This window comes from Mesorhizobium metallidurans STM 2683 (assembly GCF_000350085.1).
Taxonomy (GTDB): domain Bacteria; phylum Pseudomonadota; class Alphaproteobacteria; order Rhizobiales; family Rhizobiaceae; genus Mesorhizobium; species Mesorhizobium metallidurans.
On sequence record NZ_CAUM01000119.1, the window covers coordinates 25,145 to 48,187 of the forward strand.

General features: G+C 62.6%; 22 protein-coding genes. 11 read left to right on the forward strand and 11 right to left on the reverse strand.

What is annotated here, in order from left to right; genetic code table 11:
- Positions 1-142: 142 nt before the first annotated feature.
- The 5 genes from MESS2_RS19585 to MESS2_RS19605 all read right to left on the reverse strand — a co-directional run bounded on the left by MESS2_RS19585 (position 143) and on the right by MESS2_RS19605 (position 5,648).
- Positions 143-1,420 carry an ABC transporter substrate-binding protein gene (locus MESS2_RS19585; protein ID WP_008876158.1) on the reverse strand — a complete coding sequence of 426 codons (1,278 nt, stop codon included), beginning with the start codon at positions 1,418-1,420 and terminating at the stop codon, positions 143-145.
- 30 nt (positions 1,421-1,450) lie between these two features.
- The gene (locus tag MESS2_RS19590; RefSeq protein WP_008876159.1) at positions 1,451-2,653 is read right to left on the reverse strand and encodes a PLP-dependent transferase; all 1,203 of its coding nucleotides are present in this window, start codon (positions 2,651-2,653) and stop codon (positions 1,451-1,453) included.
- Positions 2,650-3,384, reverse strand: a complete 735-nt coding sequence (locus tag MESS2_RS19595) for a FadR/GntR family transcriptional regulator (protein ID WP_008876160.1) — start codon at positions 3,382-3,384, stop codon at positions 2,650-2,652. Before MESS2_RS19595 ends, MESS2_RS19590 begins: the two co-directional genes overlap by 4 nt.
- Before the next feature lie 500 nt (positions 3,385-3,884).
- Entirely contained in the window at positions 3,885-5,258 is a 1,374-nt protein-coding gene (locus tag MESS2_RS19600; RefSeq protein WP_008876161.1) for a PleD family two-component system response regulator, read from the reverse strand.
- 33 nt (positions 5,259-5,291) lie between these two features.
- Complete coding sequence (locus MESS2_RS19605; protein ID WP_280110242.1) at positions 5,292-5,648, reverse strand: response regulator; 357 nt, start codon at positions 5,646-5,648, stop codon at positions 5,292-5,294.
- A gap of 243 nt (positions 5,649-5,891) precedes the next feature.
- Between MESS2_RS19605 and MESS2_RS19610 the strand changes: the two genes are divergently transcribed.
- Both MESS2_RS19610 and MESS2_RS19615 read left to right on the forward strand, forming a co-directional pair.
- The gene (locus MESS2_RS19610) at positions 5,892-6,191 is read left to right on the forward strand and encodes a DUF3572 domain-containing protein (RefSeq protein ID WP_008876162.1); all 300 of its coding nucleotides are present in this window, start codon (positions 5,892-5,894) and stop codon (positions 6,189-6,191) included.
- Positions 6,188-6,841, forward strand: a complete 654-nt coding sequence (locus tag MESS2_RS19615) for a hypothetical protein (protein WP_008876163.1) — start codon at positions 6,188-6,190, stop codon at positions 6,839-6,841. Before MESS2_RS19610 ends, MESS2_RS19615 begins: the two co-directional genes overlap by 4 nt.
- Here MESS2_RS19615 and MESS2_RS19620 read toward each other — a convergent pair.
- Positions 6,836-7,411, reverse strand: a complete 576-nt coding sequence (locus tag MESS2_RS19620) for a GNAT family N-acetyltransferase (protein ID WP_008876164.1) — start codon at positions 7,409-7,411, stop codon at positions 6,836-6,838. The genes MESS2_RS19615 and MESS2_RS19620 overlap by 6 nt on opposite strands.
- A 68-nt stretch (positions 7,412-7,479) precedes the next feature.
- Here MESS2_RS19620 and MESS2_RS19625 point away from each other — a divergent pair, with 68 nt between their 5' ends.
- A complete protein-coding gene (locus MESS2_RS19625) occupies positions 7,480-8,808 on the forward strand; it encodes a DNA polymerase IV (RefSeq protein WP_008876165.1) in 1,329 nt (442 codons plus the stop codon).
- 21 nt (positions 8,809-8,829) lie between these two features.
- Here the strand turns inward: MESS2_RS19625 and MESS2_RS19630 are convergent, their stop codons facing one another.
- On the reverse strand, positions 8,830-9,336 hold the full coding sequence (locus MESS2_RS19630) for a hypothetical protein (protein WP_008876166.1): 507 nt from the start codon (positions 9,334-9,336) through the stop codon (positions 8,830-8,832).
- A gap of 185 nt (positions 9,337-9,521) precedes the next feature.
- Here MESS2_RS19630 and MESS2_RS19635 point away from each other — a divergent pair, with 185 nt between their 5' ends.
- Positions 9,522-10,403, forward strand: a complete 882-nt coding sequence (locus MESS2_RS19635; RefSeq protein ID WP_008876167.1) for a DMT family transporter — start codon at positions 9,522-9,524, stop codon at positions 10,401-10,403.
- Between the two features lie 11 nt (positions 10,404-10,414).
- On the opposite strand, the gene MESS2_RS19640 is transcribed toward MESS2_RS19635, so the two are convergent.
- The 3 genes from MESS2_RS19640 to dnaE all read right to left on the reverse strand — a co-directional run bounded on the left by MESS2_RS19640 (position 10,415) and on the right by dnaE (position 15,881).
- Positions 10,415-11,218 carry a potassium channel family protein gene (locus MESS2_RS19640; protein WP_008876168.1) on the reverse strand — a complete coding sequence of 268 codons (804 nt, stop codon included), beginning with the start codon at positions 11,216-11,218 and terminating at the stop codon, positions 10,415-10,417.
- Between the two features lie 118 nt (positions 11,219-11,336).
- A complete protein-coding gene (locus tag MESS2_RS19645) occupies positions 11,337-12,347 on the reverse strand; it encodes a methyltransferase (RefSeq protein WP_008876169.1) in 1,011 nt (336 codons plus the stop codon).
- 39 nt (positions 12,348-12,386) lie between these two features.
- A complete protein-coding gene (gene dnaE / locus MESS2_RS19650; protein WP_209436117.1) occupies positions 12,387-15,881 on the reverse strand; it encodes a DNA polymerase III subunit alpha in 3,495 nt (1,164 codons plus the stop codon).
- A 245-nt stretch (positions 15,882-16,126) separates the two neighbouring features.
- On the opposite strand from dnaE, the gene MESS2_RS19655 reads away from it, so the two are divergent.
- The gene (locus MESS2_RS19655; RefSeq protein ID WP_008876171.1) at positions 16,127-16,354 is read left to right on the forward strand and encodes a hypothetical protein; all 228 of its coding nucleotides are present in this window, start codon (positions 16,127-16,129) and stop codon (positions 16,352-16,354) included.
- Between the two features lie 4 nt (positions 16,355-16,358).
- Positions 16,359-16,811 carry a hypothetical protein gene (locus tag MESS2_RS19660; protein WP_008876172.1) on the forward strand — a complete coding sequence of 151 codons (453 nt, stop codon included), beginning with the start codon at positions 16,359-16,361 and terminating at the stop codon, positions 16,809-16,811.
- Between the two features lie 51 nt (positions 16,812-16,862).
- Here MESS2_RS19660 and MESS2_RS19665 read toward each other — a convergent pair whose 3' ends face one another.
- Positions 16,863-18,875, reverse strand: a complete 2,013-nt coding sequence (locus MESS2_RS19665; protein ID WP_008876173.1) for an acetyl-CoA carboxylase biotin carboxylase subunit — start codon at positions 18,873-18,875, stop codon at positions 16,863-16,865.
- 181 nt (positions 18,876-19,056) lie between these two features.
- On the opposite strand from MESS2_RS19665, the gene MESS2_RS19670 reads away from it, so the two are divergent.
- From MESS2_RS19670 to MESS2_RS19690, 5 genes are all read left to right on the forward strand, one after another.
- Positions 19,057-20,184, forward strand: a complete 1,128-nt coding sequence (locus tag MESS2_RS19670; RefSeq protein ID WP_008876174.1) for an S-(hydroxymethyl)glutathione dehydrogenase/class III alcohol dehydrogenase — start codon at positions 19,057-19,059, stop codon at positions 20,182-20,184.
- Between the two features lie 68 nt (positions 20,185-20,252).
- Positions 20,253-20,822 (forward strand): S-(hydroxymethyl)glutathione synthase, encoded by a 570-nt coding sequence (gene gfa, locus MESS2_RS19675; RefSeq protein ID WP_008876175.1) that lies wholly within the window; start codon positions 20,253-20,255, stop codon positions 20,820-20,822.
- A gap of 69 nt (positions 20,823-20,891) precedes the next feature.
- Positions 20,892-21,359 carry a YaiI/YqxD family protein gene (locus MESS2_RS19680; protein WP_008876176.1) on the forward strand — a complete coding sequence of 156 codons (468 nt, stop codon included), beginning with the start codon at positions 20,892-20,894 and terminating at the stop codon, positions 21,357-21,359.
- A gap of 4 nt (positions 21,360-21,363) precedes the next feature.
- Positions 21,364-22,041, forward strand: a complete 678-nt coding sequence (locus MESS2_RS19685; RefSeq protein ID WP_008876177.1) for a DUF1345 domain-containing protein — start codon at positions 21,364-21,366, stop codon at positions 22,039-22,041.
- A 120-nt stretch (positions 22,042-22,161) separates the two neighbouring features.
- Entirely contained in the window at positions 22,162-23,043 is an 882-nt protein-coding gene (locus MESS2_RS19690) for a cytochrome b/b6 domain-containing protein (RefSeq protein ID WP_008876178.1), read from the forward strand.

Sequence of the window (23,043 nt, forward strand, 5' to 3'; positions counted from 1 at the left end):
GCGTCCTTCTCCCCGTGAACGGGGAGAAGATGCCGGCAGGCAGATGAGGGGCGGCGCCAGCCTGGCAGAACGTGGCGCTGCTCCTCATCCGGCCCTATCGGGCCACCTTCTCCCCGTGAATGGGGAGAAGGAAAAAGCCCCCCTATTTCTTGTTCTTGGCCATCCAGTCCTGCTGCTCCTTGGTCAGGAACGCGGCCCATTGGTCGGCGACCTCCTTGGCTGTCTTCTGGCCGAGCAGCACCTCCTGGAAGTTCTTGATCGCCACCTGGTCGACGAAGTTGCCGAGGTTCTCCAGATGCGTCGGAGGCGTCACCATTTCATATTTGGAGCTGTCGCTCAGCTCGGTGAACCAACCCTTGAACTGCTCTGTCTTGAAATAGGCATCCTGGTCGGCGCCGTTGTGGATCGGGACGACGCCGACTTTCTTGGCCCATTCCAGATTGCCCTTGGGCGACAAAAGCGTCGCCATCAGCTTCCAGGCATCGTCCTTGTGCTGGGAATTGGCGAACATCGCCCAGCCGGCATAACCCAGCGTCGGATAGGATTTGCCGCTCGGCCCGACCGGCAATGGCGCCACGGCGAAGTCATCGGCGCTCATCTTGTCGGCGATGCCGAGCAGCGCGTCCGGATCCTGGTTGAGCATGGCGCAGGTGCCGGAATAGAAGCCGGTGACGGTTTCATTGAAGCCCCAGCTCACCGCATCCTTCGGCGCCAGGCCGTTCTTGTACATGTCGGCCAGCATCTGCAGGCCCTTGACCGAGCCCTCGTCATTGATGGTCGAGGTGCCGTCCTCGTTGAAGTAGCCGCCCTTGCCGGCGGCGATGTTCATGAACATGTGCATGCCGTTGAAGGCGCCGGGGCCGCCGCGCAGGCAGTAGCCATATTTGCCTGGAAGCGCCGAGATCTTCTTGGAATCCTCGACGAATTCATCGAGCGTAGCCGGCGGGCCGTCGAGGCCGGCCTCCTTGAACAGCTTTTTGTTCCAGAACAGCGCGTTCACATAGTAGCCGTAGGGGATCATGAACTGGGTGTTGTTGACGGTCGAACCGAATTGCTTGGCGCGGTCGCCGAGCGTTTTGGCATCGTCCCACTTGGCCATGTAGGGCCCGAGATCCTCGAGCTGCGCATTGTTGGCATAAAGGCCCATCCAGCGCTCCGGCATTTCGACTATGTCGGGCGTGTCGCCGGCCTGCACCATGGTGAGGAACTTCTCGAATGCCTGGCCCCAGGGCAGCGAGACAAGCTCGACCTTGACGCCCGGATTGGCGGCTTCGAACTCGGCGATCTGCTTCTTCAAAAATTCGGTGCGCGGCGGGCTGGTGATGACTTCGACCATCTTCAGGGTGGTGTCGGCCAGGGCGCCGCTTGCGGAAATCGCCAGTCCGGCGACGGCGGCAAGCATGAACGTCAGTCTTTTCATGTTCGGTACTCCCATTTTGAACGGCTCCATTTATTTTTTTGCTTTGTCGAAGGCCTGGGCAATGTCGGCCCAAAGGTCCTCGACGCTTTCCAATCCGACGTTGAAGCGGATGGTTCGGGGGTTGACGCCGAAGCGCGCCATCGAATTGAGACCCGGCGTCTGCTCGAGCGAGGCCTTGGCCGGCACGACCAGGCTCTCATGGCCGCCCCAGCTGACGCCAAGGCGGAAGAACTTCAGCGCATCGACGAAGGCCGGAATGTCTATGTCCTCCGTCACCTCGAAGGAGAACAGCCCGGCATAGCCGGCGAGCGTCGCCTTGCCCGGATGGTTGGAATAGGCAGGGTGGTTGACCCGCTCGACCTGGCCATGCGCCTTCAGCCGCTCGGCCAGCGTCAGCCCGCTCTTCATGTGATGTGGCAGCCTGAGCGGCAGCGTTCGCAACCCGCGCAACAAGAGCCACGCCTCGAAAGGCGACAGCTTGCCGCCGAGCGAGGAATAGGTTTGCTCGTTGATGCGGCCGATATGCGTTGCGGATCCCGCCACCGCGCCGGCGACGGTGTCGCTGTGGCCGCCGAGATATTTCGAGGCCGAATGCAGGACGAGATCGACGCCATGCGAAATCGGCTTCTGGAACACCGGCGTCGCCCAGGAATTGTCGATGGTGGTGATGATGCCCTGCTCCTTGGCCAGCCGCGTCAGATGGGCAATATCCTGCAGCTCGAACATCATCGAGGTCGGGCTTTCCAGATAGAGCAGCTTGGCGCCGGGAAGAGCGGCCGCCACCGCGTCGGGGTCGGAACCGTCGACATAGTCGACCTTGATGTTGAGACGCGGAAACAGCCGCTCGAACAGCCGATAGGCGTCGCCGTAGCAGTTGCGCACGGCGACGATGCGCTCGCCGGCGCCGACGAAAGCAAGCACGGTGGCGCTGATTGCCGCCATGCCGCTCGAAAAGCCCCGCGCGGCGTCCGCGCCTTCAAGGGCCGCGACCCGCGCTTCGAACTCCATCACCGTCGGATTGTCGCCGCGCGAATAGATCGGCTGGCGCCGCCGGCCAGCGAAAGTGTCGGCCATCTCGGCATAGTTGGCGAAGGTGAAGAGAGAGGTCTGGTAGATCGGCGGCACCACCGCGCCGCCGGGGAATGGTTCGTCATGCGCCAGAAGTGTTGCTGCCTCGGCGAGGTAGTCCTGGTCGGCTATGCCTGGGTCGAAACTGGTGAGCTGCTCGTTCATTTCAGGTCCGAAAGTTTGAGATTGGCCGCGCCGCGCTTCAGGTCGTCCTCGACGGTGGCGATCAGCTTCAATGCCTCGGCTCGGGCTCCGTTCGGGTCGTGCGCGGCGATGCGTTCGTAGATGGTGCGATGGTAGGGAAAACTGGCGTGGCCGAAGTCGCGCACGCCGAGCGGATGTTCCCAGAAGCGATGGAAGAGTTCGTGCATGGCGGCGATGATCTGCTCGAACAGCGGATTGCCGGAGGCGCGGTAGATAGCCTGGTGGAACTCCCAGTCTTCCTCCGCCGACATGCCGGCGCGGCAATGAAAGGCCTCTTCCATGATGCCGAGCTTGCGTTCGATCTCGGCGATCTCGGCCTTGCCGGCGCGGATGGCGCAAAGAGCCGCGGCCTCGGCCTCCAGTGCGCGGCGTATTTCCAGCGTGCGCATCAGGCCGGTGAAATCATTGCCGCCGGCGAGCGTCAGCGGCATATGCAGCATATCAGGCGAGACAGCCGCCTTGAGATAGGTGCCGCTGCCCTGGCGGCGCTCGACGAGACCAAGCCCCTCCCAGCGCGTCAGCGCCTCGCGCACTGTGTTGCGGCTGACCTTGAGGCGCTCGGCAAGGATGCGCTCGGTCGGCAGCCTCTGGCCCGGACCCAGCGCTTCCTGCATCACGAAGCCGGCGAGCGCCTTCAGCACCGCATCGTCACGAGCCGTCGTCTGAATGGGCGGAAGGCTGAACTCGGTCACGTCAAGGATCGCCTGAAGTGGTTCAATGGTCCAACCAATTTCTGCACGGAAGGAGGATCATGTCAATTGGCGACAGATGAAACGCGGCCTCCGCCAAATCCGAAGGCCACGCCGAGATTCAAGCAGGAGTAGCTTTCTGTTTCGAAGCCAGCCTCATCATAACCACGACAAAACCCCATGATGTTCAGGGGTTTGGCACAGAATCCTGATGTCATTTGAAAAGGGGGCCGGTCGGCGTTTGGCAGCGGTACGAGGAGGCCACTATGTGCCAGCGCCGGCCGGCCGACCCCACGGACCCAGGAGATGCGGCGGACCTGAGAATCATGGGGTATTCTTCGGATCGATCCGGCGAACTACCCTCGCGCCGGCTCCTTCATCGGTCTGCACATTTGCGCAACACCTCAGGAAAATCAACCATTTCTTAACCAAGCAATGCGAATCGCTTGCATTAAGGTAAATGCGTAACCCTGTCGCACTGACTGGATAATCGAAGGTCGGCGCTACGCCGCCTTGGCGACGACGCGGTTGCGGCCGCCGCTCTTGGCTTCGTAGAGCGCAAGATCGGCGCGCTTCATCAATCCCGCCACCGTGTCCACCCCCTTCAGCACCGATGATACGCCGACGCTGACGGTGACTTCGATCGTCTTTCCCTCCGAGCCGACCGCAAACGGCAGCTGTGCGATTTCGGCGCGAATGCGCTCCGCAACCCTTTCGGCGACCACTCCATCCGTGTCCGGCATCACCACAACGAACTCCTCGCCGCCAAAACGGCAGGCAAGGTCGATGCCACGCACATTCTTGCGCAGCCGCCGCGCGAATTCGCGCAGCACGTCGTCGCCGCCGTCATGACCATGCGCGTCGTTGATGGTCTTGAAGCGATCGAGATCGGTGATCATCACCGACAGCGGCCGCCGCCGCGCCACCGCGCGGTCGAACAGCGTCTGTAGATGGCTGTCGAGGTAACGGCGGTTGTGCAGCCCGGTCAGCCCGTCGGTCACCGCCATCTCGATGGTTTGGGTGACACTGGCGCGGAGCTGGTCGTTGTAGCGCTTGCGGCGGATCTGCGTGCGTAGCCGCGCGGTCAGTTCCTGCTGGTCTATCGGCCGCATCAGATAGTCGTTGATGCCGAGTTCGAGGCCGCGCACCAGGCGTCCCTCCTCGCCCTGCTCCGCCAAAAGGATGATCGGCAGGAAACGGGTGCGATCGAGCGAGCGCAATTGCGAACAAAGCCTCAGCGGATCGAAATCGGCAAAGGCCGTCGATATCATCACGCATTCATAGGGCGTCTCGGCGGCCTGGAAGAAGCCGGCATGCGGATCGGTGGCAATGTCGAGATCGGCGCTGCCGCGCAGCATTTTCTGAATGCGCTCGAAGGAGGATTTGCGCTCGTCGATCAAGAGAACTTTCGGCATCGTGTCTTCGGAGGCGAAATTTCGGCTCAGAAGCTCCTCGATGCCGATGTTGCGGGTGGTCGAGGCGCGCAGGCGCAATTCGTCGGTCAGCGTCTTCAGCCTGACCAGGCTCTTGACGCGCGTCATCAGTTGCAGATCGTTGACCGGCTTGGTCAGAAAATCGTCGGCGCCGGCATCGAGCCCGCGCACCCGGTCCGAAACCTGATCGAGCGCGGTGATCATGACAACCGGGATATGCGACGTCGCCGGATCGCTCTTCAGCCGCCGGCAGACCTCGAACCCGTCCATCTCGGGCATCATCACGTCGAGCAGCACGACATCGACCTTGCCGTTTTCGCAGGTTTCGATCGCGTCCGGCCCATTGGTGGCGGTCAGCACCTCGAAATATTCGGCGAGAAGCCGGACCTCGAGCAGCCTCACATTGGCAGGGATGTCGTCGACGACGAGGATCCGCGCGGTCATCTCATAAAGCTCCGGCTCGGCTGAAACGGCGCATCAGGCGTCGCCCAGGTAGGATTTGATGGTTTCGATGAAACGCGGCACCGAGATCGGCTTGGAGATATAGGCCTCGCAGCCACCCTGGCGGATACGCTCCTCGTCGCCCTTCATCGCGAAGGCGGTCACGGCAATGACCGGGATAACATGGAGGTCATCGTCCTCCTTCAGCCATTTGGTCACCTCCAGCCCCGATACTTCGGGCAGCTGGATATCCATCAAGATCAGGTCCGGCCGATGCTGTCGCGCCAGGTCCAGCGCTTCCAGACCGTTGCGCGTGCGAACCGTCTCGTAACCGCTCGCTTCGATGAGGTCCCGAAAGAGCTTCATATTGAGCTCATTGTCCTCGACGATCATGACCTTCTTTGGCATCAATTTCCCGTTCCGGCTCGGCCTTCCACTCGAAGGCTGCCGTCATGCGCCCCTGCCGGAACACACCAAACCCTGCTTCACAATACGGCAATAAGATTGACGAAACGCAAACCGCCAGCCGCAAAAGCCGTTCGGATTCCAATTCGAACGCCACATTGAAGAGCTTGCCGCAGGCGACACTTGCGATTACTGCGAAAAGAGACTCGTTCCACCCCGAAGAAGGTAGCGATGGCAAACGCAGCGTCAATGCGTGAGGAGGCCGAAACCATTGCCATAAAGGCATTGGGCTTCGTCGCCGCGGACCCTGAGCTTCTGCCCCGCTTCCTGGCAATCACCGGTATCGAGGCGCATTCGATCCGCCTGGCGGCCGGCGAGCCGGGATTCCTGGCCGGCGTGCTGCAATTCATCCTCGCCCACGAGCCGACGCTGGTGCGCTTTGCGGAGGAAACCGGGACGCCGCCAGCTGCCGTCGGCAAGGCGCTGCGGGCTTTGCCGATGGGCGATGACAATCACGAGCATTCCATATGAGCGACGATCCCGAGACCGCGCGGCAGATCGAGGAACTTGCCGCCGACGACCGCCCGCTGCTGGTGCTCGATGTCGACGATGTCGTGCTCGAATTCGTCCGGCCTTTTCCACATTTTCTCAAATCGCGCGGCTTCGGCCTGACGCTCGCTTCCTTCCGCCTCACCGGCAACATCGCCGAAACGGCGAGCGGCCGTCTGATCGAACAGCCCGAGGTGATGGCACTTCTGGGTGAATTCTTTGACGCCCAGGCCGACTGGCAAAGTATCACCGACGGTGCCGCTGAAGCCTTTGCAGCGCTTGGCGACCGCGCCGAGATCGTCCTGCTGACGGCCATGCCGCACAAGCACCGCGCGGTGCGCCGTGCGCATCTCGACGCGCTCGGATTGCCCTACCTGCTTTTGACCACCGAAATGGCCAAGGGACCGGCGGTGGCCAAATTGCGTGGCAAGGAGGGCCGCCCGGTCGCCTTCGTCGACGATCAGCCGTCCAATCTGGTGTCGGTGCAGAACTCGGTCGCCGACGCGTATCTCTTCCATCTGATGGCCGATAATTCGCTGCGCGCCTTCCTGCCGCCGGTGCCGGATGGCATCGTGGTCTTGCAGGACTGGCGGGAAGCCGCGCCGAAGATCGCGGCAGCGCTCGGGCTATAGCACCAGCCGCATAAGCGGCCTGCCCACTTTGCGTTCCACAAGCCGTTCGAACCCAGCCTTCTCGAAGACCCGCGACGACCCGACGAACAGGCCGATCGAGCGCGAGTCTTTCGACAGGTCCATCGGGCAGGCCTCGATCAGCCGCGCGCCGTTCTCGCGGGCAAACTCGACGCCGCCCTCGACAAGGCGGTGGCTGATGCCCCTGCCGCGCGCCTTGACCCGGATAAAGAAGCAGGAGATCGCCCAGACACCCGGATCGGAAGCGTCGGCGGGATCGACCGGCGCGGAACCCCTGCCCTTGTTGTTCCACTCCGGCACATCGGCGCGCGGACCGATCTGCATCCAGCCGACCGCCTTGCCATCCTCGAATGCCAGCACGCCAGGAGGCGGTCCGGCCTCGATCCGGGCCTTGATGTGGTCCTTGTTGCGCTCCTTGTCGCTCGCGCGGCGCACTGCCGGGGCCAGTCGAAAATGTGTGCACCAGCAGCCGTAGCAGGCGCCTTGCTTGCCGAAAAGATCCTCGAAATCCGCCCAAAGCTCGGGCGCCAAGGGCGCTAGGGTCGTATTCATGAACTCTCTCCCGGCGAGCCGCCTTGCCGCAGCCTCCGTCCTGACGTACCATTGCGCTTGTTCTCTTTATGTTCGCATCGATGGCGGCCCCTGTCAACAATCCCGATCACGGTTTTTGCCGCGACTGCCTGACCTTCCAGCGCGGCGAGGCGCGACGCTGCGAGCGCTGCGGCAGCCCGCGGCTTGCCCGCCATCCCGAACTCTACCGGCTGCACCTTGCCCATATCGACTGCGACGCGTTTTACGCGGCCGTCGAAAAGCGCGACAACCCGGCGCTGAAGGACCGGCCATTGATCATCGGCGGCGGCAAGCGCGGCGTCGTCTCCACCGCTTGCTACATCGCCCGCATCCACGGCGTGCGCTCGGCCATGCCGATGTTCAAGGCGCTCGAAGCCTGTCCGGAAGCGGTGGTCATGCCGCCGGACATGGAGAAATATGCGCGCGTCGGCCGCGAAGTGCGCGCCCTGATGCAGGCGCTTACGCCGCTGGTCGAGCCGATCTCCATCGATGAGGCATTTCTCGACCTTGCCGGCACCGAGCGTCTGCATGGCTTGCCGCCGGCGGTGGTGCTGGCGCGCTTCGCGCTCGGCGTCGAGAAGGAGATCGGCATCACCGTTTCATCGGGCCTATCCTACTGCAAGTTCCTGGCCAAGGTGGCTTCGGACTTTCGCAAGCCGCGCGGCTTTTCGGTGATCGGCGAGGCCGAGGCGCCAGGCTTTCTGGCCGAGCAGCCGGTGACGCTGATCTGGGGCGTGGGAAAGGCCTTCGAGGCCGCGCTCGAGCGGGACGGCATCCGCACCATCGGCCAGTTGCAGCGCATGGAGCGTGGCGACCTTATGCGTCGTTATGGCGTGATGGGCGACCGGCTCTACCGGCTTTCGCGCGGCGAGGACGACCGCCGCGTTCACCCCGACCAGGATGCGAAAAGCGTATCGGCGGAAACCACTTTCGATACCGATATTGCTTCCCTTGACGAATTGGTCTCGGTGCTGAGGGCGCTTTCGGAAAAGGTCTCGGCGCGGCTGCGGAAATCCGGCATTGCCGGGCGCACCATCGTGCTGAAGCTGAAGACCCAGGATTTCAGGACCCGCACGCGCAACCGCCAGCTCGGCGACCCGACCCGGCTGGCCGATCGGATTTTCCAGACCTGCGTCGACCTGTTGCGCCGGGAAGTGGACGGGACGAAATACCGGCTGCTCGGCATCGGCGTCAGTGACCTCTCGGACGACGAAAAGGCCGATCCGCCCGACCTGGTCGACGTCCAGTCGCGCAAGCGCGCCATGGCCGAAGGCGCCATCGACACGCTGCGCGACAAGTTCGGCAAGAAGGCCGTGGAAACTGGCTATACCTTCGGCAAGGGCCGCAATGCCCATCCGCCCGAGCCGATCGAAGACTGAGACCGGCCGCCCATCGCGCTATCAGGTACGTCTCAGATCGATCCGGCTCGTCACCACGCTTTTGCCGGTTTTGGGATCGACATCGGTAACCGTCAGCCGCATGCCATCCTCGCCGTTCTTCTCGACTGTGAGCCGCGCCTTGCGATCGCCGTTGACCTCCTTCGCCCAGCTTATGCCGAGATTGATGGCATTGCCTGAGCGGCTGCCGTTGAGCTGCGCCGGCCCGGTGCGGGACCCGACATAGACACCGGTGTATTTCGTCCCGCTCGACTTCAGATCCGCGCTGATGGCGCGGGTCACCACGACAAGCCCGCGGCATTTGCCGTCCAGCGACAGAGAGGTCGATGTCGCATCGGAATTGAAGGTGCAGGAAACATTCACCGTCGGTGCTTCGGTAGTGACCTTGACAATACCTTTGCCGGCAAAATTCCCCTGGAACGAACGGAGGAAATCTGCGTCGTCGGCATAAGCCGCATTCGCCGCTGCCGTCAGGCAACCGGCAAGTAGAAATCGCGCGAATGAATTCATCAAAGCTCTCCCCGTGCTGTCAGAGACAAAGAATTCCAAGCAAGTCAGGAATACCGGGAATCAACGCTTGTCGCCGCGGCAGGTTCCACTTTCAACATGACTGTTTTGCAACGCGCAGCTTCTGGCCCAGTCGAATGCGCCGCCTAGCGGTTGCGGTGAAAGCCCCGGCTTGCGACATAGCGCGCATGGCACCCTCGCCCTCGATCCCCAAGGCCGCGTTCTGGATGGCGCTGTCGATCGCCTCGTTCCTGGCGATGTCGGTCGCCGGCCGCGCCACAACCGCCGAGATCAACGTCTTCCAGGTGCTGGAGTTGCGTTCGGTGATCGGCCTTCTCATCCTGCTGCCGCTGGTGATGGCATCAGGCGGTTTTGCAGCAATGCTCACGGAGCGCCCCGTCGCCCATATCGCCCGCAATGTCATCCACTATACAGGCCAGGTTGCCTGGCTTTACGCGCTGACGCTGATCCCGCTGGCTGTGCTGATCTCCGTCGAGTTCACCACGCCGATCTGGACGGCCATTCTGGCGGTTGGCTTCCTCGGCGAAAGGCTCTCCAGGCCGAGACTTGCGGCGATCGTGCTCGGGCTGATCGGCGTGGTGATCATCGTGCGCCCAGGCATGGGCGCCGTTAATCCGGGATATGTTGTCGTGCTGGGCGCCGCGGTCTGCTTCGGCATATCGGTGGTCCTGGTCAAATCACTGACACGCACGGACAGCGTCGTGCGCATCATCTTCTGGATGCTGGTCATCCAGTCGGTTATCGGCCTCGTTCCGGCGCTCTACGAGTGGCGCAACCCGCCGCTCGAACTGTGGCCGTGGATCGTGCTGATCGCCTTCACCGGCATGTCGTCGCACTTCTGCATGGCCCGGGCGCTTGGCTATGCCGATGCGACGGTCATCTCGCCGATGGATTTCCTGCGCGTGCCGCTGTCGGCGTTGATCGGCTGGCTGCTCTATCACGAGCAGATCGACGCTTTCACCGCCGGTGGCGCCTTGCTGATCCTGATGGGCAATCTGCTCAATCTGCAATGGCGAGGGGCGAAACCGGCGGAAGTCGCGGTATCATAGAGCCTCCGGGCTCAATCGCCGTCGTCGGGTATCTTGAGAAGATGCCCGCAGGCCTTGCAGTGGACAGCATCCGGCTCGTGCCGCTGCAGCCCGCATTGCAGGCAAGGAAAAAAGACCTTGGCCGGGCGAAAGAGTGCCTGCGCCAGCCTGACGAACAGGGATATGCCGATGATCATGGTGGCGATCGCGGTGAGCTTGCCTGCTATTCCCGGCAGCACGATGTCGCCGAAGCCGGTCGTGGTCACCGTGGCGACGGTGAAATAGAGCGCGTCGATATAGCCTTCTAGGCCAGCCTGGCTGCGGAAGAAGAAGGTGTAGACGAAGCCGGTAATGACAAACAGGAAGGTCAGGAGATTGATGACTGCGTGGCTCGCCTCGCGCCATCGCCTGAGGCCGCGCATCTCCAAATGCCGCCACAACCTACCGCTGCGCGACATCGACCATAGTCTGAGGATACGCAGGAAACCGAGATTGGCCAGTGCGGTAGGCATCAGCAGCGTCAGCAGGATGAAGACATCGATCCACGACGCCGGCTGTCTGATCAGGCGCAGCATATCGTTGGAGGCAAGCAACCGGGCAGCCATGTCGGCGGCGACAAGCACCGCCACCGAGTAATCGAGCCACAGGAACGAGGACGACTGCTGAATGACCGGTGTGGCGATGAAGAAGCCGATGATGGCCAGGTCGATGATGATGGCCACAAGCTGAAACCGGAAAGCCGCAGGCGTGCGTCCGTGGTAGAGCTTGCGCAACATGTCGCGCAGCCGCGCCAGGGCTGAACGATCCTGCAATTCGGCCTTCGCTGCCGCTTTCATGATGACTGCGATAGCGTTCGCGGCGGCGGCCGTCCAGCGAGCTGGCCGATGGAAGCCATCGCAAGGCGAAAGCAACCGGTCCTATGGATGCCGGTCTTATGGATGCCAGCCGGAGCCATCACGCCGGCCTGCCCTCGACGATGCTGATACGTGGTCCCGCCTCGACGATCTCGGTTACCTCGAATCCACCCTTTGCCAGCAGCGACTTGAACTCTTCGGCCGTCCGCTCCTGGCCATCAGGCGCGACCAGCATGTTGAGGTCGGAGAATTTGGCATTCGCCCCTTGATTGGGCGGCGCAAGCACGGCCTCAAACACCAGCAACTTGCCGCCATCATGGATCGCCCGGCGACAGTTTTTCAGGATCGCGACGTTGGTCTCGTCGTCCCAGTCGTGCAGTATCCATTTGAGCAGCACCGCGTCCGCCCTGGCAGGTAGCGCGGCGAAGAAATCGCCACCAACGATCTCGCAGCGATCGGCGACACCTTTCGCCGCCATCACCGAGGCGGCCCGCACCACCACATGCGGCTGGTCGAAAAGAATGCCGCGGCTGCCGGGGGTCGCGGCAAGAACTTCGGCAAGCAGCGATCCTTGCCCGCCGCCGACGTCCATGATGATCGGAAACGGCGAAAAATCATATGCCGCCAGGATGGCCGCCGCCGCGCCGCGCGAATTCGCCGCCATGGCACGATCGAAGATGGCGGACTCCTCGGGATGTTCGGCCCGGTATTCCCAGACGCCTTTGCCGTGGGTATGGTGAAATGCATTCTTGCCGGTCTGGATGCTGTAGAGCAGCTCGCTCCACGCTTGCCGGTAGTAGGGCCTCCCAACAAAAGCCGCCCAGGGTGCAGCCGAGTACTCCGCATCGGAGCGCAAGGCGCCACCCAGCGGGGTCAGCGAGAACAGTTCGTCCTCCCCCTCGTGAAATAGGCCGGCAGCCGCAAGCGCGCGCATCAACCGATAGAGCGCGCGAGGATGGGTGTCGGTCAGGCTTGCAAGCTCGGTAGCGGAGCGTTTGCCATCCTTGATGTGGTCAGCGATGCCGAGCGTCGCCGCGACCGAGATCGCCTGCGATACCCGGTACTCATTGACCATCCGTATCAGTTCGAAAGCGGCAGTCCGCTCATCCATGGCGCGCCTCCAATCGTCAAAAAACAGATGGTTTAGGTTCTAGACCAGTTCCACTTCAACCACACCCGGCACCGCGCGCATCGCAGACGCGATCTGCGGCGAGATACGATAACGGCTGGGCAGTTCGATCTCGACCTCACCATGGCCGTCATCCTTGATCAGAACGAAGCTTACCTGTCCTTCGCCCTTCACGGCAAGCTGGCCGGCAAGCGTGCCGATCGGTGCTGCATCGCGCACGAAGATGCGCAAGGCCTTCTGGACGCGGCTTGCCTCATCTTCCAGCGACTGCACGGTCTGGATGCGAAGGTTGACGCCTTCAGGCCTGTCCTCGGCCGAAACGGTGATCACCACCGAGCGGCCCGGCTCCAGCAGATCGCGGTATTGCGCCAGGCCTTCGGAGAACAGCACGGCCTCATACTGGCCCGAATTGTCGGAGAACTGCACGACGCCCATCTTGTTGCCGGTGCGCGTCTTGCGCTCCTGTTTGGTGGTGACGGTGCCGGCAAGCCGGCCGGCGGCAGCACCCCGTTTGACGGCGGCCGAGAATTCGGCCCAGTTTTGCACCCGCATCTTTTGCAGCGCCGCCCGGTACTCGTCGAGTGGATGCGCCGAGAGATAGAAGCCGACCACCTGGAATTCGCGGTGCAGGCGGTCGGCGGCGAGCCATGGCTCGGCCGCCGGCAGATTGAGCGCCTGCGACTGCGCACCGAGCGAAGCGCCAAAGATGTCGGCCTGACCCGAAACGGCATTCTGCTGCGCCAGCGACGCCAGCCCCATCATCCGCTCGACGCCGGCCATCATCGCGGCGCGGTCATGGCCGAAGCAATCCAGCGCGCCGGCCATGATCAGGCTTTCGAAGACGCGCTTGCCGACGATCTTCGGGTCGACCCGCTCGCAGAAATCGGCGAGGCTCTTGAACGGTTTTTCGCCGCGCTTGGCGACGATGTGCTCGACCGCGGCATCGCCGACGCCCTTGAGTGCTGCCAGCGAATAGAAGATCTTGTTCTCGCCGACCTCGAAGTCGCGGAAACCGGTCATGACCGACGGCGCCACCACCTCGATGCCGAGGCGCAGCGCATCCTGGCGGAAATCGGCAAGCTTGTCGGTGTTGCCCATGTCGAGCGTCATCGACGCCGCCAGGAACTCGACCGGATAATGCGCCTTGAGATAGGCCGTCTGGTAGGAGACCACCGCATAGGCGGCGGCATGCGACTTGTTGAAGCCATAGTCGGCGAATTTCGCCAAAAGGTCGAAGATGAAGTCGGCCTGCGGCTTGCCGACGCCGCGCTCGACGGCGCCCGAGACGAAGCGCTCGCGCTGCTTGTCCATCTCGGCACGGATCTTCTTGCCCATGGCGCGGCGCAGAAGGTCGGCTTCGCCGAGCGAATAGCCGGCAAGCTCCTGCGCGATCTGCATGACCTGTTCCTGGTAGACGATGACGCCTTGCGTCTCCTTCACCAGATGGTCGATCTTCGGGTGGATCGAGGCCATCTCCTCCTCGCCATGCTTTCTGGCGTTGTAGGTCGGGATGTTCTCCATCGGACCGGGACGATAGAGCGCGACAAGCGCGATGATGTCCTCGATGCAGTCGGGCCGCATGCCGATCAGCGCCTTGCGCATGCCGGCACTTTCCACCTGGAACACGCCGACCACCTCGCCGCGCGACAGCATGGCGTAGGTGTCGGGATCGTCGAGCGGAATGCGGGCAAGGTCGATCTCGATGCCGCGGCGGCGGATCAGCTTGACCGCGGTTTCCAGCACCGTCAGCGTCTTCAGGCCGAGGAAGTCGAACTTCACCAGCCCGGCCTGCTCGACATATTTCATGTTGAACTGGGTGACCGGCATGTCCGAACGCGGATCGCGGTACATCGGCACCAGTTCCGACAAAGGTCTATCGCCGATGACGATGCCGGCGGCATGGGTCGAAGCATGGCGGTAGAGGCCTTCCAGCTTCTGCGCCATGTCGAGCAGCGTCTGGACGATCGGTTCCTTCTCGGCCTCCTCGGCAAAGCGCGGCTCGTTGGCGATGGCGTCGGCGAGCTTGACCGGATTGGCCGGGTTCGACGGCACCATCTTGGAGAGCTTGTCGACCTGGCCGTAGGGCATCTGCAGCACGCGGCCGACATCGCGCAGCACCGCACGGGCCTGCAGTGTACCGAAGGTGATGATCTGGCCGACCTGGTCGCGGCCGTATTTCTGCTGGACGTAGCGGATGACCTCCTCGCGCCGGTCCTGGCAGAAGTCGATGTCGAAGTCGGGCATCGACACGCGGTCGGGATTAAGGAAGCGCTCGAACAGCAAGGAGAAACGCAGCGGGTCGATGTCGGTGATCGTCGTCGAATAGGCGACCAGCGAGCCGGCGCCCGAACCGCGCCCCGGCCCGACCGGAATGCCTTGCGCCTTGGCCCATTTGATGAAATCGGCAACGATCAGGAAATAGCCGGGATATTTCATCTTCTCGATGACGCCGAGCTCGAAATCGAGCCGTTGGCGATATTGCTCGACCGTATAGCCTGGCGTGGGGCCATGTGCGGCCAGCCGCGCCTCCAGCCCTTCATGGGCCTGGCGGGCCAGTTCCTCGGCCTCCGCCTTCACCGCCGCGTCATTGTCGGCGACATCGCCGCCGGTGAAGCGCGGCAGGATCGGATTGCGGGTTTTCGGATAATAGGAACAGCGCAGCGCGATCTCGACAGTGTTGTCGATCGCTTCCGGCAAATCGGCAAACAGCCGTGCCATATCGGCCTGGCTTCTCAGGAAATTGTCCGGCGACAGGCGACGGCGGTTGTCGACGGCGACGACCGAGCCCTCCGCGATGGCGATCAGCGCGTCGTGCGCCTCATAGTCTTCTCGTGAGGAAAAAAATGCCTCGTTGGTGGCGACCAGCGGCAGGTCGTGGCTATAGGCCAGATCGACCGTCGACTTCTCGATCGTGCGATCGTAGCCGGAAACCCGATCCAGCTCGACATAGAGCCGGTCGCCGAACAGCGCCTTGAGCGTGAGCAGCCGCTGCTCGGCAAGATCGCGGCGGTCTTCCTTCAAGGCGGTGCCGATCGGGCCGCGCGGCCCACCGCTGAGGCAGATCAGCCCGTCGCAATGGCCTTCCATCATTTCGGTGGTCAGGTGAACCGCCTCGCCGGGCGGCATTTCTAAATAGACCCGGCTGACCAGGCTGACCAGGTTGGAATAGCCGGCCCCGGTCGCCGCGATCAGAACCACCGGCCGCATGTCCGGGCCTTGCCGCCTGCGGTCGCGCTGGCTGTTGCTCGCCTCGCCGGAAAAGGCGAGAGCGGTCTGGCAGCCAATGATCGGCTGAATGCCCTCTTTCACCGCCTTCTGGGCGAATTCCAGCGCCCCGAACAAATTGTTGGTGTCGGTCACGGCGATGGCCGGGCACCCGTCCTTGACCGCATGGGCGACAACCGTGCCGAGCTGCAGGGCGCCTTCGAGCAGCGAATAGGCCGAATGCACGCGCAGATGGATGAACGGCCGCGCCGCCACCTCCGGTCTTGCCGCCTTGGCAATCGCCTCGCGCATCAAGGGATCGCGCGTCGCCTTTTCGTCTGCCACCAGTCTTTGCTTTCCGATCCGCGATTCTTGCCCCTCCAATCTAGGCTGCCGCGCTTCGGCCTGCCAGCCTTCTCGGCCTCCACACTTGCCAATTCCCGGAAACGTCGGCGGCCTCGCGCCGCAATCCTGTGTGAAGCGCTTCATGGTCGATGGACAGCGCCAGCCGCACACTGCCAGCGTGAATGAAATCGTCTTTCAACAAGGAGGTTTTCATGACTAGCCGTTTTGTCGTCGATCTCAGCGGTCTCAAGCTTGCCAAGGGCATGGAAGAAAAAATGGCGAAGACCATTCAGCACGCGGTGCTGACGTCGATCGCCGAAACCCACACGCAACCCGAGATCGCCTTGCGCTTCCCCAAGGAATGGCTCGGCCTGGTTGCGCATATCGACCAGCACCAGCTTCCCGCCCTCGACAAGCAAATCGGCGGGATGATGCGCTAGAACCATGTCGTTCGCTCCGGCAGATGTAAACGCGGTTCCGGTAAGCGCCAAGCTTGTCGAGGGCGGCGAAAAGTCCTGCCCGAGTGCTCGCGCCGAACCGGGAGCGCTGCTGATCGGCGTGGTCGGGGCGGACGGCATCGTGCAGCCGATCCCGACGAGGCTCGAAATCGACGCCGAATTCGTCGAGCAGGCGAGCAAGGCCGGCGCCCCGGAGGCCCGCTTCCGCTTTGCCGGCCGCTGCGTCGAGGGCAAATGCAAGCAGTGGACTGGCAATTCCTGCGGCGTCATCGAAAAGGTGCTGACCGGCATGACCGAGCAGATGGTCGCGCCTGCCGAAAACCTGCCGCGCTGCGCTATCCGCGGCACATGCCGATGGTACAGCCAGCGCGGCGCTGACGCCTGCCGCGCCTGCGTGTACGTCGTCACCGACCAGAGCAAGGTGGCGGATCCGGTTTGATCCTGAGATCGAGGGCCGGCGGTTTCCAGTCCTCGATCTCGCTCAAAAAGATCAGATGAATTCCATGATCACCGCATCGACGGCAAGACTGTCGCCCGGCCTGGCGTTGAGTTTCGCAACGGTGAGGTCGCGCTCGGCGCGCAGCACGTTTTCCATCTTCATCGCTTCGACCACGGCAAGCGTCTCGCCGGCCTTGACCTCCTGACCCTCGGCGACGGCAATCGACACGACAAGTCCAGGCATCGGACAGAGCAGCATCTTCGACGTATCCGGCGGCACTTTTGCCGGCATCAGCCTTTCGAGCTCGGCCGTGCGCGGCAGCATGGCCCGCGCCGTCACCGACATGCCTTTCCAGGCGATGCGCAACCCGTTCGGTACCGGCCTGATCTGCGCCGCTATCCTGCGGTCGCCGACCGTGCCGCGCCAGATGAGGTCGCTGGGCCGCCAGTCGGAAGCCACCGTCAGCGCCTCGCTGCCGTCGATCGACAGATCGATCTCCATCGGTATGGAGATCATGCCTTCGAGAATCGAGGCCGAAAGGTAGTCTTCGCCGATCTTCACCACCCAGTCTCGCTTCAGCACGCCCGAATGCGGCGCCAGCCGTCCGCCCAGCCGGTCGAGCCGGTCGCGGCGCAGCAACTCGACCGCGGTGGCGATCGACGCCAGCACCGCCTTTTCCGCACCATCGGGCATGATCGGCGCGAAGCCGTCGGGATATTCCTCAGCGATAAAACCAGTCGATATTCGCCCTTCCCGCCAGCGCGGATGCTGCATCAATGCGGCCAGGAACGGTATGTTGTGCTCGATGCCGTCGACGACAAAACTATCGAGCGCCTCCGACATGGCGTCTATTGCCGCGATCCGCGTCGGCGCCCAGGTGCACAGCTTGGCGACCATCGGGTCATAGAACATCGAAATCTCGGAGCCTTCGGTGACGCCGGTATCGTTGCGGATGACGACATCGCCGAACTTTCCCTCTTCCGGCGGTCGGTATCTGGTCAGCCGGCCGATCGAGGGCAGGAAATTGCGATAAGGATCTTCGGCATAGAGGCGGCTTTCCACCGCCCAGCCGTTCAGCTTCACGTCGCTCTGCTTGATAGCCAGCTTCTCGCCCGATGCCACGCGGATCATCTGCTCGACCAGATCGATGCCGGTGACGAGTTCCGTCACCGGATGCTCAACCTGCAATCGCGTATTCATTTCAAGGAAATAGAAGTTCCTTTCGCTATCGACGATGAACTCCACAGTGCCGGCGCTCTCGTAGTCGACGGCCCTGGCCAGCGCCACCGCCTGCTCGCCCATGGCTTTCCGGGTCTTGGCGTCGAGAAAAGGCGACGGCGCTTCCTCGGCGACCTTCTGGTTGCGGCGCTGGATCGAGCATTCGCGCTCGCCGAGATAAAGCGCATTGCCATGCGCGTCGGCCAGCACCTGGATTTCGATGTGGCGTGGATCGACGACGAATTTTTCGATGAACACGCGGTCGTCGCCGAACGAACTCCTGGCTTCCGAGCGCGCGCGATCGAACCCGTCGCGCACCTCGGCCTTGCTCCAGGCGATGCGCATGCCCTTGCCGCCGCCGCCGGCCGAGGCCTTGATCATCAAGGGATAACCGATCTCGCCGCCGATCTTTTCGGCATGGTCGGCATTCTCGATGACGCCGAGCCAGCCGGGTACGGTGCTGACCTTGGCGGCATTGGCGAATTTCTTCGATTCGATCTTGTCGCCCATCGCCTTGATCGCCTTGGGCTTCGGGCCGATGAAGACGACGCCTTCGGCCTCCAGCGCCTCGCAAAAGGAGGCGCGCTCCGAAAGAAATCCGTAACCGGGATGCACGGCCTGCGCACCCGTCGCCTTGCAGGCGGCAATGATCTTCTCCGGCACCAGATAGCTCTGCGCGGCGGGCGACGGCCCGATATGCACCGCTTCGTCGGCGATCTCGACATGCACGGCATCGCGATCGGCATCGGAATAGACCGCGACGGTGGCGATGCCCATCCTGCGCGCCGTCTTAATGACGCGGCAGGCGATCTCGCCACGGTTGGCGATCAGGATTTTCGTGAACATACGGGCGCTATTCCCCTCCGGTCGGCCGTTCCTTTTATGACCTGTGCTTGTGCCGTCAAGCAGGCCATGCAATTCACCGACCTTCAATCGATTTGCGAGTCCAATTTGGTTCTGTGGCCCAGTTGATCGCACCACAAAAACCTGAGAGCTTGGACGAAAATAGTTTGGGAGGAATTGCCTGATGAAAACCCGTGCCGCCGTTGCTGTCGCCGCCGGAAAGCCGCTTGAGATCATGGAGGTCGACCTCGACGGCCCGCGCGACGGCGAGGTGCTCGTCGAAATCAAGGCGACCGGCATCTGCCACACCGACGAGTTCACGCTGTCGGGTGCCGACCCAGAAGGGTTGTTTCCGGCGATCCTCGGCCATGAGGGCGCAGGTGTCGTCGTCGATGTCGGCAAGGGCGTCACCTCGGTCAAGAAGGGCGACCACGTCATCCCGCTTTATACGCCCGAATGCCGGCAGTGCCCGTCCTGCCTGTCCAGAAAGACCAATCTGTGCACCGCCATTCGCGCTACGCAGGGCCAAGGGTTGATGCCGGACGGATCGTCGCGCTTCTCGATCGGCAAGGACAAGCTGTTTCACTACATGGGCTGCTCGACCTTCTCCAATTTCACCGTGCTGCCCGAGATTGCGGTCGCCAAGGTCAATCCCGACGCCCCCTTCGACAAGATCTGCTACATCGGCTGCGGCGTCACGACAGGTATTGGCGCGGTCATCAACACGGCCAAGGTCGAGCAAGGCGCCACCGCCGTCGTCTTCGGCCTCGGCGGCATCGGCCTCAACGTCATCCAGGGGCTGAAGCTCGCCGGCGCCGATATGATCATCGGTGTTGACTTGAACAACGACAAGAAACCCTGGGGCGAAAAATTCGGCATGACGCATTTCGTCAATCCGAAGGAGATCGAGGGCGATATCGTGCCCCACCTCGTCAACATGACCAAGCGCGGCGCCGACCAGATCGGCGGCGCCGACTATTCATTCGACTGCACGGGCAACACGAAAGTGATGCGCCAAGCCCTTGAATCGTCTCACCGCGGCTGGGGCAAGTCGGTCGTCATCGGCGTTGCCGGCGCCGGCCAGGAAATCTCGACACGGCCGTTCCAGCTGGTCACCGGGCGCACCTGGATGGGCACCGCCTTCGGCGGCGCGCGCGGCCGCACCGACGTGCCGAAAATCGTCGACTGGTACATGGACGGCAAGATCCAGATCGACCCGATGATCACCCACACGCTGAAGCTGGAGGACATCAACAAGGGTTTTGACCTCATGCATGAGGGCAAGTCGATCAGGAGTATCGTGGTTTACTAGGGTAAAGCCACACGCCGTCGGCCAACCGGCCTGCGACCTCTGTGGTTCAAGACAAGGGAGGAGAAAACATGCCGGAAAAACTGCATCCGAAAATCGACAATGGTCTGCCCAGGGAAAGCGCAAGCTTTGCCGGCGGCACGCTGGTCTGCGCCTGCACGAGCAAACCGGTGAAAGTGAAGGTGAAGGGCCAGATCGCCCACAACCACGCCTGCGGCTGCACCAAATGCTGGAAGCCCGATGGCGCGATATTCTCGGTCGTTGCCGTTGCCGGCACGGGCGATGTGACCGTCACCGAGAATGGCGACAAGCTGAAGGTCGTCGATCCGAGCGCGCTGATCCAGCGCCATGCCTGCACCGGTTGCGGCGTTCACATGCACGGGCCGGTCGAACGCGACCACCCGTTCAAGGGCTTGAGCTTCATTCACCCTGAGCGTTTCCAAGAGGACGGCTGGTCGCCTCCAGGCTTCACCGCCTTCGTCTCGTCGATCATCGAATCCGGTGTCGACCCGAAACGAATGGACGGCATCCGCGCGCGGTTGAAGACCATCGGGCTCGAACCCTATGATTGCCTCAATCCCGGCCTGATGGATTACATCGCCACATGGACGGCGAAGAAGTCTGGAGCGTTGCCGGCCTAGCGACGGCTCGACGACATCAATGGGGCCGGACATCTCACCCGGCCCCATATTCTTTGGAACGAACGAACGATGCCAGCACCCGCTATTTACGTCGACGCCGACGCCTGCCCCGTGAAGGCCGAGGTCGAAAAGGTCGCCGAGCGCCACGGCGTCATCGTCACCTTCGTCTCCAATGGCGGTCTGCGCCCGTCGCGCGATCCGATGATCCGCAATGTCGTGGTGTCGAAAGGCGCTGACGCCGCCGACGACTGGATCGTCGACAACGCCCGGCCCAACGACGTCGTGGTGACATCAGATATCCCGCTCGCCGCCCGCACGGTCGCGCTTGGCGCTCATGTGCTCGGCCCGACCGGACGCCCGTTCACGCCGGAGACGATCGGCATGGCGGTGGCGATGCGCGACCTCAAGCAGCATCTGCGCGAGACCGGCGAAAGCAAGGGCTATAATGCGAGCTTCGCGCCGCAGGACCGTTCGCGCTTTCTCGGCGAACTCGATCGTATCTTGCGACGGGCGTTGAAATCCGCCACACCTGACTAAAGCCATGGCCGCCGAAACGCCCATCAAGACACCCTTGCACCGGCACATGCAGTTCGCGGTGTCGGCCTGTATCGGTGTAGCGGCACTGGCGATCGCGCTGATCCTGCGTGCACCCCTTGCCTATTCGATCGGCGCCAATGCGTTCTTTGCCGCCTACATCATCCTCGTCGTCGCCCAGATGCCGCTGCTCACGGGCCGCTATCTGAGCAAGAATGCGCGCGCCACCGACCAGCCGGTGCTGGTCATCTTCGCCGTCACGCTTATCGTCGTCGGCGTCGCCACCATCTCCTTGTTCCAGCTCATCAACACGAAAGACAGCAAGCAGCTCCTAGGGTTGCTGTTTGCGCTCGCTTCGATCCCGCTTGGCTGGTTCACCATCCATGCGATGGCGGCGATTCACTACGCGCATGTCTACTGGATGGACGGCGATGCGATCGATACCGAAACCAAGAAGAAAAACCCGGTCGGCGGCTTCGACTTCCCCGGCGGCAAGCGGCCGGAAGGCTGGGACTTTCTCTACTTCTCGTCGATCATCGGCATGACCGCGCAGACCGCCGACGTGAACATAACGACCTCGCATATGCGCCGCGTCGTGCTCGTCCATTCGATCCTGTCGTTCTTCTTCAACACGGTGATCGTCGCGGCCGCCGTCAACCTGGCGGTCAGCCTCGGCAGCCCTTAATATCGAGCAGCCCGTAATAATTCCGTGATCGGATGAAACATCGCTTTGGCTGGCGACGTATTGGGAGGAGAACGAAGAGCGCTGCCGCACCAAGATCGCAAGGCCGGGAGGTGAAGAAAAATGGAATCGGTTGCCAGAAGCCAACCCACCGCCGGCGCGGACACCGCCCCATCGAAGGATGAGACGCTGATCTACCGGCAGTCGCGCTGGACGCGGCTGACGCATTGGCTCTGGGCGATCTCGCTGTTCTTCATGCTGCTTTCCGGCCTGCAGATCTTCAACGCCCGCCCGCAGCTCTATATCGGCAAGGAGTCCGGTTTCGACTATAACAACACAGTCTTTGCCATCGGCGCCGAGAATACCGCTACCGGCCCGCGCGGCTACACCGAAATCCTGGGCAAGCGTTTCGACACGACCGGCGTGCTCGGCTGGTCGGGGCCGCCGGGACAGGAAACGTCCCGCGCCTTTCCGTCATGGGCGACAATTCCGTCCTATTACGACCTCGGCACCGCCCGCGTCGTTCATTTCTTCTTCGCCTGGATACTGTCGACGACGTTGATCGTCTGGCTGATCGCCAGCCTGATCAATGGCCATCTGCGCCGCGATCTCGCCCCGCGCATCACTGATCTCAAGCGCCTGCCGCGGGACATTGTCGACCACGCCAAGCTCAAGTTTCATCACACCCGCGAATACAACACACTGCAGAAGATGGCCTATGGCGGCGTGCTGTTCGTGCTGTTGCCGCTGATGATCATCACCGGCCTCGCCATGTCGCCGAGCATGAATTCGGTGCTGCCGTTCCTCAATGACCTCCTGGGCGGCCGGCAGACGGCGCGCACCATCCATTTCATCGTGATGGTGCTGCTCATCGCCTTCTTTGTCATCCATATGCTGATGATCTTCGCCGCCGGCCCGATCAACGAGCTGCGCTCCATCATCACCGGCTGGTACCGAACCGATCCGCCGGCGCATGACAGCCAATCGCCCGAGAGGAGCGCCTGA